Origin of the sequence: Paraburkholderia sp. PGU19 (assembly GCF_013426915.1) — a bacterium.
Lineage (GTDB): Bacteria > Pseudomonadota > Gammaproteobacteria > Burkholderiales > Burkholderiaceae > Paraburkholderia.
The window spans coordinates 372,267-385,318 of the sequence record NZ_AP023182.1; the positions used below are offsets into that span (position 1 = coordinate 372,267).

Here is a 13,052-nt window from a genome sequence, read left to right on the forward strand (position 1 = left end):
CACCGGCAAGGGGTGGCTGACGCACTTGCACTTCATCCACCGGACGACAGCCATTGGTTGCCCCCGAGACGCGGCGAAGGCGACGCTGCCGTCGATCGAAGACGCCGACTGGGTGACCAGATCACCGACAAACACGTCACACTCAATCTTGTTGTTGTCGACATTAATATTTATACCGAGGCGCCGGAAACGCACCAGGTGAAAATACTACATATATTTATGTCGACATTAATGATGTTCGAGACTACACTCCGAAACACAATGGCTTCGTCGTTGCTGCGACCGGAGCGAAGTCAGTGAACGGAGGAAGTCCGATGTTGTCGAGACTGTCGATTGCCCAGAGATTGGTGAAAGAGGTTCACGCCGCCCGGCGAATCGCAGCGCGGCTCGCTTCCGCATTCACGCCACCCAGCAACCTTGCGCCCGTGCCTCACGAAGCCCTGTGCTACGGGTGCATGGTCGGCATCGTGGTGCCGGCCCACCATCACATCGCGTCGAGCGAAATCCCACGTGACGATCTGGATATCGAACTGAACAAGGCTCCGCCGTTATGCCCGACAGAAACGAATCTAGCGACCGGAGCGTGATCGTTGCCATGAGAAGCCGCAGTCGGCGCATGGCATGTAAAGCCGGATGTGGTGCCGGACAAGACCACTAACTGGCCGCCTCAGATATTCAGCCGACAGCGGCCACATCCTCGACCTTCATATTCCAACCTGGAGATGCAACAACATGAACTTCCTTGACGGTCATCTGTATCCCGAAAACCAGCAGCCACTGGTCATCACCGCCGCTCCCTATGCGCCGGGCTGGATTCCCTCAGATTTTCCGGAAGACATCCCCATCACCATGGAGGAGCAGATCCAGAAGGCCGTGGACTGCTACGAAGCAGGCGCCACAGTGCTGCACCTGCATGTGCGCGAGCCCGATGGCAAGGGCAGCAAGCGCCTGTCCATGTTCAATGAGCTGATCGCCGGGGTGCGCAAGGCGGTTCCGGAAATGATCATCCAGGTGGGCGGCTCCATCAGCTTCGCGCCCGAATCTGACGGCGCAGCCGCCAAATGGCTTTCCGACGATACCCGACACATGCTGGCTGAACTCGATCCAAAACCCGATCAGGTGACAGTGACCGTCAACACAACGCAGATGAACGTGACGGAGCACGCTGGCATCGACGACTTCAAAGGCGTATCGCGCGGATTCCCTCAACTCTATGGGACCTACAAGGACATGATCGTGCCTTCGAATCCCAGCTTTATCGAGGAGCACATCCGACGCCTGAGCGCCGCCGGTATCCAGAGTGAGTTCCAGGTCTACAACATCAACAGCTTTGAAACGATTGAGCGTCTGATTCGCCGCGGCGTCTACAAGGGGCCGCTGGTGATGAACTGGGTGGCCATTAGCGGCGGCATGGATCAGGCGAACATCTACAACCTGGCCAACATGTTGCGTGCCGTACCTGACGGTGCCGTCGTCACCGTGGAAAGTTCGGTGCTCAATGTGCTGCCCATCAACATGATTGGTATGGCATTGGGTCTGCATGTGCGGTGCGGCATTGAAGATGTGCTGTGGAACCAGACCCGCACGGGCAAGATGAGTTCGGTGGAGCAGATCAAGCAACTCGTGCGTATCGCCGGCGAATTCGGTCGCCCGATCGCGACGGCGAAGCAGGCACGAGAAATCTGCAAGATTGGCGTCTTCTACGACACCGCGGAAGAGACGCTTCAGGCCAATGGTTTCGCGCCTAACCGTAATGGCGGAAACCAGGGATTCCTGCGCAAGCCGGACTGAAGCTGCTGGGCGTATTAATACCATTCGCCGTATGCATCATCCAGATCGTCCAGAACGGACTAGTACTGATGCAAGAACTGCCCCCACATTGAGCGGAATTTTTCTGGCGCGGGTGACGCCATAAGGCCTTGCGAGCCGCAGGTGACTGCGGCGATTACGCCATTACAGGAGACAATATGGCAAAAATCGTTAGATTCTACGAAACGGGAGGCCCGGAAGTCCTTCGTTTTGAGGACGCTGAAGTTGGGGACCCGGGACCGGGAGAAGTGCGCGTACGGCACGTGGCCGTAGGTCTCAACTTTGCCGACACCTACTTCCGCGGAGGAACCTACACGGTTCCGCTTCCTAGCGGCCTCGGCAACGAGGCTGCCGGTGTGGTCGAGGCCATTGGTGCCGGCGTGACCCATCTGGCGGTCGGCGACCGTGTGACCTACACAGGCTTCATCAATACGCTGGGCGCCTACAGCACCGAACGGCTGATTTCTGCCGCGCTGCTGATCAAGCTGCCAGAGGCCATCAGTTGCGAGACGGCAGCCGCCATGACCATGCGAGGCTTGTCCGCCGCCTATCTGGTACGCCGGATCTACCCTTTCAAGGCGGGCGATGCCGTACTGCTTCACGCCGCAGCAGGCGGCGTCGGACTAATCGTCTCGCAGTGGGCCAAAATGCTTGGCCTCACCGTGATCGGCACGGTTTCGACCGACGCCAAAGCCGAAGTAGCACGCGCCCACGGTTGCGATCACACGATCAACTACAGCCATGAGGATGTTGCGAAGCGCGTGCGCGAACTGACTGACGGAGTCGGCGTGTCGGTGGTCTTCGACAGCGTGGGCAAGGCCACCTTCATGTCCTCGCTTGACTCGCTCAAGCGCCGCGGCCTGATGGTCTGCGTCGGCACCGCTTCCGGCACGATCCCGCCGTTCGATCCGCAAATTCTGGCACGCAAAGGCTCACTGTACCTGACCCGACCGGGCCTGGCCGACTACATCGCCGATCCTGCCGAAAAGGCCGAACTGGTCGATGAGTTGTTCGGCCACGTAGCTGAAGGCCGCATCAGCGTCGAGATCAATCAACGGTATGCCCTACAGGATGCGGTGCAGGCGCATCGGGACCTGGAGGCCCGAAAAACAACGGGCTCCTCCATTTTCCTGATTTGAGCGTGTGAGTTCCTGGGCGCCAGCGATCACGCTGACCTGCCTTGCAGAGCACAGCCGACTCAACTCGCGTGCGACGTGATCAGGCTCCGCTGCCGGGAGTGCATTTCCCGGCAAGCGGCTGCCTCGCCGAAAAAACGATCCAAACTACGCGCCGCATTCTGCTCCTCGAGTTTTCATTTCACTTAGCCAGATGCGTTCATGTGGCGAAGGACCTGAGCACGCCTCACCGAAGCGTGCGACCACCTTACATTCGATTGATATTTACAGAACCTGGCCAATGACATCTTCACCACCACCAACCGTCCTGATAGTTCCCGGCTTGCGGGACCATGTCGAGGACCACTGGCAAACGATTCTTGCGCGCAAGCTGCCCAATGCGCGCGTCGTGCCGCCGCTGGAACACGACAAGCTCAGTTGTGCGGCGAGGATCGAAGCACTCGATCAGGAGCTTGCCAGTATCACTGGACCTGTGGTGCTTGTGTCACACAGTGCCGGTGTGATCACAACGGTACATTGGGCGCAGCGTCATCAGCGTGAGGTCAGGGGCGCGTTGCTCGCGGTGCCGCCCGATTTCGAGTCGCCCCTTCCAGACGGTTATCCGACGATGGACGTCTTGAGTCGGCACGGCTGGTTGCCAATTCCACAGATGCGGCTGCCGTTTCCGAGCATCATTGCAGCCAGCACGAACGACCCTCTTGCGCGGATCGGAAGGGTCGCACAGATGGCGAATGCGTGGGGCAGCCGTATGGTTGACGTGGGCGCTGTCGGCCACCTCAATCCCCTGTCGGGGTTCGGGGAATGGCCGCGTGCTTTGGAGTTCGTCGACGAACTGAGTTAAGGCGCTAACGTGACGGTCAAGGCGCTCGCACATACTTCGTCAGGCGGCCGCTTTTGGAGCTGAACCGACGTTTGAGCGTCTGATCGAGACAATCGACGAACAGCACTTTCTGGCCGAACTGTGCCTCATGCATCCGACTCGGATCGATCCGTTCAGCCTCTCAGCCTGTCGTAGCCGCAACGATAGGGTCCGAGGCAGCTCAGTGACTTATTGATGGGGAACTGTTGTGAAAACTTTGTTTTCGCAACTGTCGTTCAAGGCCAAATCGTTGCAAGCTGATCTGGCAGAGACGATGAAGCGCGCAAACGGAAGTCGCCGCCGGATACGCTGAGCGGTGATTGAGCAGTCGAATCAAAGCTTGCAAACTCCTGACAATCGGGCTTTAATGAGGCTGTCTACATCCTCCGTCGCCTACGAGCGACCCAATTGAGGCCATAAAAGTGCATTTCTTCCTGAGTCTTCCTGTCCTGGTGTGTTTCCGTTCTCGGGGCCTTCCCGAAGCGGAGACGTGCGGGCATCGAGACCCGGGGACTGTGAAACGCACACGGAGCCGCGTTCTTCCCGCGGACAAGTCAGCACTTCCCTTCGCCCGGCGCTTCGAATAAGAGCGAAGAGCCGGGCCTCCTACCAGACCTGACGGCACACGACGCCATTGTTTCGCGCCTTTCGTGGCAGGCGAGGCAGTCGCGCAGCAACGCGCAGTCGTGTGTCGCGTCCAACAGCCTCCCGTCGCGCTGCTAACGCGCGGCCTGCTGCCGCGCTGCGATTGCGGCGGGGGCTAACCACGTGCTGGAGAACTGGGAAGCCATGAGAACGCAAGCAAAGCATCCATTGCAGGCTGTTCAAGCCGGGAAGACACTCGCGATCGAGTTCGCAAATCGGCCTGCAGATATGCAGGGCCTGCGCCGCAGGCACGACACGTTGCCGCATTGAGTTACTGCTCGACATATAAGGGCTACCGCCTTTCAGTCCATGCGCGGCCTGCGAACACCAGTCTATACGCCGCCGACCTTGTTATTGAACAGTCGGAATCCTCATCATGTAGATTTCGCGCCCTGGACTATTTCTACACGGCGGCGGAGGCGCTAGCGTATGCGACACGATGGGGAAGGCTATGGGTCGATCACCGACTGCATAAAGTGGTGGAGCGAGCCATGGGTACCGACATCATGGACGGCAGACCTGACACCGCTCGCGGAAGCGGGGAGTAGTCATCATGCAAACGCTCACCTCACTGTCAGTCGCGCGGCCTCTTCGCTTTGTGCTGCGTGACGCAGGCAACCCGACAGCAGCACGACTCTACTGGCTTGGTGCCGCGAAGCCTTCGACGTACGCGAGCTTTGCCGAAGTCACCCGGCGCCTGGCCCCACTGATGCAGGTGGTCTTTTCGGATGAGCGTCCCGGCGCGTTCGTGAACCGGGATGTCGTGCGCTGCGTGCATCGATCGGGCACGACCACACGGCTGATCTTTCTCGATGAGTCCTGGCTGGAGATATGGGATGACAGCCGCTGCTCAGACATATGTAATCTTTATTCTTGCCGGAGGCAATCGTGCTGTTCCCCCAAACCTGTTCTCTCACCGATATGAAGACGCATGCGGAAAATGAGCGCATCGTGTCCGAAAGCGATCTGGCTCAACTGAAAGCGTGCATCATTCTGCCAACGGCGACACCGCAGCAGCGAGCGATGGTGGAGACGATTGAGGCCACCGCTTTTCTTGTCGCCCCCGAGCAGATACCGCCTGACGTCGTCACGATGAACACGATGATTGAATGCGCGGCACTCGACAGTGCGGACACACATCGCTGGACGCTGGTTTATCCCGACATGGCGGACTATCGGACGGGACATCTGTCGGTGCTGTCGCCTGCCGGCATTTCACTTTTGGGTGCGCGATGTGGGCAGACCGTAGTGTGCCGACCACCGAGCGGCGTGCAGATCCGTTACGTTATCAAAGCGATACTGCTGCAACCGGAGAGCCGCCACTTCGCTCAATGACCCCTTTGGCTATCATCCGACTCGGGGGGTAGCCGGGCAGTTGCAATCATCGGGCAGCGACCGGCTGAAATCGCCGCCCCCGGGCCGACGGAGAACAGACCAAACCGACCCACATCGGCCGCTCGACGCCCGTTCGGCTTAACGTCTCTTTTTTAGGTACAAGAGACGTTGAGAGAACCCGATTGTCGCGATATTGGCGTGGCTTCCAGAAGTCACTTCATGACACGTCCCACGTTGAGTATCCCAGCCGGATCCAGCAAAGCCTTGAGCTTTTGCATGAGGTCGAGTTCGGACGCTGAGCGGCTGTAATGCAAAAACGGCTGCTTGATCACGCCAATGCCGTGCTCTGCGGAAATGCAGCCTTGCGCCTCATTCACGTCCGCATAGATCAGTTCTTCGACTCTTACCAGGTCGACAGCGTCCGCATACGGACCGGAGAGCAGATGCAGATTCCCATCGCCAAGATGGCCGAAGAACAGATGCGTCTGCTGCGGGAAGCGTTCGCTCAATGCCGTGCGCGCATCCTCGACAAAGCCGTTCATCTGATCCATCGGTATGCCGATGTCGAACGCAGCGTGAGGCTTCAGCCTCGACAGCAATTCGCCTACCGTCTCGCGGTACGCCCACAATTGCTTCGCGTGCTCGATGGTTTGCGCAATGATCACGTCCTGAACGATGCCGTCCTCGAGCATCCGTTCGAGCGACTGTTCGAGTGCTCGCCGGTCGTCTTCATCCGATTCGCCCAACGTTTCGATCAGCACGTACACCGGGTAGGACTCGCTGAACGGCGCCTTCAGATGCGCGATGTCCATCGCTGCGCTGATGAAGTCCTGCCACATCAGTTCGAACGAAGAGAGGCTCGCAAGCCGCGCGCGAAGGTATTTCAGAAGCCGCGTTGCATCGTCGAACGAAGCGGCCGCGCACAGTGCCGTGTTCGCCACAGAAGGTTTCGGCTCCAGCTTCAGCACGATCCGCGTGATCACGCCCAGCGTGCCTTCTGAGCCGATAAATAGCTGCTTGAGATCGATACCCGTCGTATTCTTCGTGACGCGATTCATCATCGACAACATCGTGCCGTCGGGTAGCGCGACTTCGAGGCCAAGAATCAGATCGCGCATCGTGCCGAACCGGATCACCCGGTTGCCGCCCGCGTTCGTCGCCGCATTGCCGCCGATCTGGCAGGTGCCGCGCGCGCCGAGATCGAGCGGAAAGAACCAGCCTTCCGCTTCGACGAATGTCTGCAACTGCTCGAGCGGCACGCCGGCCTGCACGGTAAGCGTTCCGCCAATCCTGTCGAACGATTCGATTGCGTTGACCCGCGCCAGTGACAGCGCCACTTCACCCGCCTGCGGCGTCGCACCGCCCGCGAGTCCCGTCAATCCGCCCTGTACGACGACGGGTTGTTGGTGCTTACCCAGCACGCGCAACGCACATGCAACGTCCTCAGGCGTGCGCGGCAGCAAAGTCATTCGTGGCGGCATGCGCGGCGCGTCGCTCCAGTCGCCCGCGTGCGCTTCGGCAACGGACTCGTCGAGTGAAACACAATCCTTACCCAGTGTTTCTACAAGCTCGATATAGAGCGTGTCGGTATCGTGTTCGAACATGTCGTTGAGATGTCCCGGTTCAGTTCGTCACGCGTTCGATCTGTCCGCCGAAGCGGCCCACGAACATACCCGCAATCAACGCGATCAGCGCGACACCCGTCAGGAAGATGCCGGGCGCCGTCAATGCACCGGTGTGATGCAGCAGTTGCGTGACGACCAGCGGTGTAATGCCTGTGAAGATCACGGTCGCGAGGTTGAGCGATAGCGCGATGCCGCTGAAGCGCACGTTGGTCGGAAAGAGATCGGCAAGCAGATACGCGTACGCGCCGTTCACGAAGCCACCGACGACACCGATTACCAAGAACGCGAACAGCGGGTCGACCTCATGCGCGGCCACGAGCCGATAAAACGGATAGCTGCCGAGCAGCATCACGACTGATCCGATGCGATGCCAATGCCGCGAAGGCACCGAATCACCGAGCCACGCGAAAAGCAGCAACGAGGCCGACATCGTCGCGATACCGAGATTCTGCCCGGCGCTGACTGCCGTGGGGGCGTAGTGCAGCACAGTCGTCAGGTACGACGGCAGCACCACGAAAAGCAGGCTGTTCGATGCATTCACGATCCCTGCCACGCCGACACCGATCAAGACCTGCTTCGGATAATCGGTCAGCACTTTCCTGAAGGGGCGCTTGACCTTGTGGCTCTTTAGCCGCTGATACTCATTCGACTCTTCCAGCGATGTGCGCAGCCAGTACGACACGAGGCCGATCACGCCACCGAAAATAAAGGCAATGCGCCAGCCGTACGTGAGCACATCGGCGGCGCTCAGCAGCGAATGCAGCGCGAGACTGATCAGCGTCGCCGTCAACACGCCGGAATTCAGGCAGAAAATCACGAGCCCGCTGACGAGGCTTGCGCGCGCGGGAATCTCCTCGACCACGTAAGTGATCGAACACGGCAATTCGCCCGCCAGAAAGAAGCCTTGAGTGAGACGCAGCAGAACCAGCATAACCGGCGCCATCACGCCAATCGATGCGTAACCCGGAATCAGCCCGATGCCGATCGTCGCCGCCGACATCGCGAGTACAGATACAAGAAAGATCACGCGCCGCCCGAAGCGGTCGCCGAGACTGCTCAGCACGATGCCGCCCAACGGCCGAGACACATAGCCGATGGCGAACACGCTGAACGTGCTGATCAATGATGCGAGCGGATCGGTGGCGGGAAAGAATTGCCGTGAGATTTCGCGCGCGAAGATGCCGTAAATGATGAAGTCGTAAATCTCCAGGGAGCCACCGAGGCTCGCGAGTATCACCGTCTTCCATTTCTGCCTGATCGCTGGCTGGCGTGGAACCGCCGCGATGTCTGCTGAGGCCATTGAATCGTCTCCGTCATCTCTTGTCTATTTGTCTACGTGACACGACGCGTGCTATCCAACCGGCACGGGCGTCGCCGCAGGTGTGCCTGTTCGCAGCGCCGCTTCCCTGCCGCCGAATGCTTCGACCAGTCTGTCCTGATCGGCTTTCGCGGCGGCATCGGCGGCTTCGGGATCGAGCAGCGCGCGAAGCTGTCGCTCGAAATACGCCAGAACGTCAGCGTATTCGGGCAACGACGCAAGATCGCGCAGCTCTTCCGGGTCGTTCTTTACATCGAACAATTCCGGCTTCATGCCGAGATAATGGTGATACTTGTAGCGGCTATCCGCGAGCATATACGCTGCGCTTTCCGATCCAACCGCGTGATACTCGCTGAACGCGAGACGCTCGCGATCGTCCTCCGCACAGGCGAGTTCGACGAGAGACTCGCCTGGACCATCAATCAACGCCGCGTCGCAGCCCGTGCATTCGAGCAGCGTGTTCTGGATATCCACCAGTGACACGGCCGTTTCGCTCACCTTCCCTACCGGCATGCCAGGACCGGCGACGATCATCGGCACACCCGTCGACTCGCGGTACATCAGGCACTTGTTCCACATGCCGCGCTTGCCGAGGTTGTCGCCGTGATCGCTGCTGTAGATGATCATCGTCGAATCGTCGAGTCCGCTCTCGCGCAGTGCCGAGAGCACCTTGCCGACCTGCGCGTCGAGGAACGACACCAGCGCGTAATAGCAGGCGACAGCGAGACGCCGGCGTTCGTCGCTGCCGATCGCGGCGTCGTGATCCATATGCCGCGCCTGACGCTCGACCCATGGGTGCCGCACATACCCCGTCGACGGATGCAGCAGCGGCAGGTCGATCTCGCGCGGGTCGTAGAGATCGAGAAATTCCTGCGGCACGACCAGCGGAAAGTGCGGCGCGACGAGGCCGACAAACAGCACCCACGGCTGATCATCGTTGGCATGCTCGCTGAGCCAGCCGCACGCCGTATCGGCGACGCGCATGTCGAATCGGTTGTAGTCGGATGTGCCGGGGCCGATCTTGTCGTACAACGGCGAGCGCCCCATCGTCTCGGGCATCGGATTGCGCACCGAGCCCCACACCTGGCCGATGCCATCGAGGATATGCACCGCGTGATGCTGCCGGCGAAATCCAACCGGCGACGCGTCCGACTTGTAGTGCAGCTTGCCGATCGATTCTGTCAGCACACCGTTCGCCGACAGATGCTGCGCCCAGCCCGGCGAACTGCCGTCGTACGCGATCGCGTTGTCCCAGCAACGGACGTCGTGGACATAACGTCCCGTCGCAAGGCTGGCGCGCGCCGGAACGCAGATCGGCGACGGCGTGTAGGCGTTGCTGAAGCGGGTGCCGCGCTGCGCGAGCGCGTCGAGCGCGGGTGTCTTGATGACGGGATGGCCCGCGCAGCCCATCAGATTATGCTGATGCTCGTCGGACAGGATGAAGAGGACGTTGGTGGGTTTCATCGGGTTGTCTGTGCGGCCCGTGCTTGCGGTGCCGCGTCTCCTGCAAACCATGGTGGTCGAAGGACGCATGAGTTGCAATTGACATTTTTTGAAAAGCGCATAACGATTAGTTATTCGCCTGCCACACATCGCCGACACACATGGATCCGATTGAGCGCTTTTTTCAGGCGGGGCTGAAGCTCAGCCACCTGCGCCTGCTCACGATGTTCGACAGCCTCGGGCAAATCCGGCTCGTCGCCGAGAAGCTAAACGTCACGCAACCCGCCGTATCGAAACAGCTCGCAGAACTGGAAGCAGGGTTAGGCGTGCCCGTGCTGAGGCGTGTCGGCAACCGGCTCTTCTTCACGCCTGTCGGCGAGACACTGATGAAGCGTGCCCGCGAAGTGTTTCATCAGCTCGAACAGGCGCGCTTCGAAGTCGATGCTCTGACGAGCGGTATCTCGGGAAAGGTTTCCGTCGGCGCGGTGGCGACGGTCATGCCCGTGTTTGCGCCCGAACTCGTGATCGAGCTGAAAAAGCGCGCGCCGCACGTCAACGTGAGCTTCTACGAGGCCACTAGCGACAGACTCTTTCCGATGCTGGCCGCCGGCGCGCTCGATTTTGTACTGAGCCGCACGGGTCCTCCTCGTGCAGAGGCCACCGCGTTCGCCTCGCATACCGTGCTCGTCGATCCGATCGTGGTGGTGTGCGGACGCGATCATCCGCTAGCCGCGCGCCGAACGATCGGCGCCGCTGATTTCGCAGGCCTGACCTGGATTCTGCCGCCGCGCGAAGCGCCCACGTTTCTCGCTTTACAGGCATGGATGCATGAGAACGGCCTCGAGTTTCCCGATGGATGCGTGCAATCCATTTCGTTGCAGGCGAACGAAGCGATGATCGCCGCGTATCCCTTTCTCGCGCTGATGCCGCTTGCCCTTGCGCGGCAAGGTGTGAACCGCGAAAAGCTTGTCATCCTTCCATTGGAAGGAACGCGTTTCCTTGAGACCATTCAACTCTTCTACAACCATACGTCGGCGAACCCTGTTTTGCCCGTCGCGCTAAGTTGCGTCGAGACAGCTAAAAAGCGAATCGCAACAGCGTTTCTCAACTAGGCTTTCGTAACTCCAAAGCGCACACGATCGCGCGAGGCATCCAGACACCGTCCGGACTGTTGTAATGGATGTGACGTCATCACCTGGCGCAACTCGGGACTCCAAAGGTGGTTTGTGGAGGACAACCGACGCCGGAATGTCCGAACGCTTTCGGCTCCCGAAGACCGCAGTTCGGTCATTGCATTCAACGTGCCTCAACAGATCCGCGCAAAATGAGTGGCCGCAATCATATCGCGCTACTTCCGATCGATCCCTGCCCCCCTGCCTCGCGTTACAGGTACCACCGGTACTCGCGCGCACCGATTTCGTTTCTGAAGTCGAGTTCCTCCTGCCGTTTATTCTCGCAGTACACCATGACGAACTCTCTGCCCATTCCTTCGCGCACGGCGGGATCAATCTGCATAGCTGCTACAGCCGATAGCACGTCCTTCGGGAAGTCGATTCCGCTGCCGCGATCCTCGTTCAGTGGCGCGATCGGCTCGATGCCCGCGTCGAGGCCGTGTTCCATGCCGCTCAGGATCGCCGCGAGCACGAGGTACGGATTCGCGTCTGCGCTCGCGAGACGATGCTCGATTCGCAGATCGGTCGGTTCGGACTCGGGAATCCGGATGCACGCATCGCGATCTTCGAAGCCCCAGCTCGCACGGCTCGCCGCGTTCACCATCGAGCCGTACCGCCGGTACGCGTTGTGGTTTGGTGCGAACACAGGCATGCAGTGCGGCAGCAGCGCAAGGCAGCCGGCCACGGCGTGACGCAACGGACGCTGGTTATCGAGCGCGAGCAGATTGCGGCCCGCCTCGTCGTAGAGGCTCACGTGCACGTGCATCCCGCTGCCCGGCGCATGCAGATACGGTTTACCCATGAAGCTCGCGCGATAACCGTGTTTCAGCGCGACCCCGCGCGTGCTGCGGCAGAACATCGCCGACCAGTCGGCGGCGCGCATCGCGTCGTCGCTATGACCAAAGTTGATCTCGAACTGTCCGGGCCCAAGCTCGGCCATGATCACCGTCGCATCGATCCCTTGCTGGCACGCGACGTCGACCATCTCGTGCAGCACCTCGGAGAAGCGAGAGAGCCGTTCAATATGCATGTTCGGCTGGTCGTCGGGATCTCCGCTCAACCGGTCGCGTGGATACCTGGGTATCCCGTCTTTGAGTTGTGCGTCAAACAGATAAAACTCGAGCTCGAACGCGACCACGGGCCGTATCCCGCGTCGCCTGAGACGTGTCAGCACGCGCGCGAGTACTTCGCGCGGCTCGAATTCGACTGGTGCGTCGGTGCCGTCGGTGGAGATCAGCATCTGGCCGAGTGGCTGCGTTTCCCAGCTCACTGGCTTGAGCGTGCCAGGAATCAGGCGGCGCACCGCGTCCGGATCGCCGTCGTTGAAGCAATAGTCGCCGATCTTGTAGAGGCCGCCCTGCGTGCCGAGCAGGATGCAGTTCTGCGGCATCTTCAGCAGTGAGCCCGATGCGACCTTTTCGAGCGAGTCGATCGGATAGCGCTTGCCGTAGAAGTGGCCGGGCAGATCGAGGCAGATCAGGTCGACGTAGCGGATCTCAGGATGCGCGGCGCGAAACGCGCGAACTTCAGCGACCAGATCGGAAGCGGCGGAATGCATGGTTCTCGTCCTCGTCGTGGGAAAGCGGCAGTGTGTGAAGGCGTTCAGACGAACCCGATGACGGACTTCCGCGACGCGGCGGTCCATACCATGAGCGCAGGAAACGATTCGATTCGCGCGGAATGGCAAACTGACATCGCATGCCCCCGCGC

The 13,052-nt window shown here is 60.1% G+C and carries 10 protein-coding genes; 6 read left to right on the forward strand and 4 right to left on the reverse strand.

Annotated features, from left to right (window positions below; translation table 11 throughout):
* Positions 1-314 precede the first annotated feature (314 nt).
* From H1204_RS42170 to H1204_RS42190, 5 genes are all read left to right on the forward strand, one after another.
* Entirely contained in the window at positions 315-587 is a 273-nt protein-coding gene (locus tag H1204_RS42170) for a hypothetical protein (protein ID WP_180736023.1), read from the forward strand.
* Between the two features lie 145 nt (positions 588-732).
* Positions 733-1,791 carry a 3-keto-5-aminohexanoate cleavage protein gene (locus H1204_RS42175; protein ID WP_180736024.1) on the forward strand — a complete coding sequence of 353 codons (1,059 nt, stop codon included), beginning with the start codon at positions 733-735 and terminating at the stop codon, positions 1,789-1,791.
* Between the two features lie 176 nt (positions 1,792-1,967).
* Positions 1,968-2,948, forward strand: a complete 981-nt coding sequence (locus tag H1204_RS42180) for a quinone oxidoreductase (protein WP_180736025.1) — start codon at positions 1,968-1,970, stop codon at positions 2,946-2,948.
* 277 nt (positions 2,949-3,225) lie between these two features.
* Complete coding sequence (locus H1204_RS42185; RefSeq protein WP_180736026.1) at positions 3,226-3,786, forward strand: alpha/beta hydrolase; 561 nt, start codon at positions 3,226-3,228, stop codon at positions 3,784-3,786.
* Positions 3,787-5,337: 1,551 nt separating this feature from the next.
* Entirely contained in the window at positions 5,338-5,784 is a 447-nt protein-coding gene (locus H1204_RS42190; RefSeq protein WP_243469089.1) for a GreA/GreB family elongation factor, read from the forward strand.
* A 212-nt stretch (positions 5,785-5,996) separates the two neighbouring features.
* Here H1204_RS42190 and H1204_RS42195 read toward each other — a convergent pair whose 3' ends face one another.
* The 3 genes from H1204_RS42195 to H1204_RS42205 are packed head-to-tail and all read right to left on the reverse strand — an operon-like array spanning position 5,997 to position 10,191.
* Entirely contained in the window at positions 5,997-7,388 is a 1,392-nt protein-coding gene (locus H1204_RS42195; RefSeq protein ID WP_180736027.1) for an FAD-binding oxidoreductase, read from the reverse strand.
* A gap of 19 nt (positions 7,389-7,407) precedes the next feature.
* Complete coding sequence (locus H1204_RS42200) at positions 7,408-8,709, reverse strand: MFS transporter (protein ID WP_180736028.1); 1,302 nt, start codon at positions 8,707-8,709, stop codon at positions 7,408-7,410.
* Positions 8,710-8,760: 51 nt separating this feature from the next.
* Complete coding sequence (locus H1204_RS42205) at positions 8,761-10,191, reverse strand: sulfatase-like hydrolase/transferase (RefSeq protein WP_180736029.1); 1,431 nt, start codon at positions 10,189-10,191, stop codon at positions 8,761-8,763.
* A 140-nt stretch (positions 10,192-10,331) separates the two neighbouring features.
* Between H1204_RS42205 and H1204_RS42210 the strand changes: the two genes are divergently transcribed.
* Positions 10,332-11,282, forward strand: a complete 951-nt coding sequence (locus H1204_RS42210) for a LysR substrate-binding domain-containing protein (RefSeq protein ID WP_180736030.1) — start codon at positions 10,332-10,334, stop codon at positions 11,280-11,282.
* A 271-nt stretch (positions 11,283-11,553) separates the two neighbouring features.
* Here H1204_RS42210 and H1204_RS42215 read toward each other — a convergent pair whose 3' ends face one another.
* Complete coding sequence (locus H1204_RS42215; RefSeq protein ID WP_180736031.1) at positions 11,554-12,900, reverse strand: glutamine synthetase family protein; 1,347 nt, start codon at positions 12,898-12,900, stop codon at positions 11,554-11,556.
* Between the last annotated feature and the right edge of the window lie 152 nt (positions 12,901-13,052).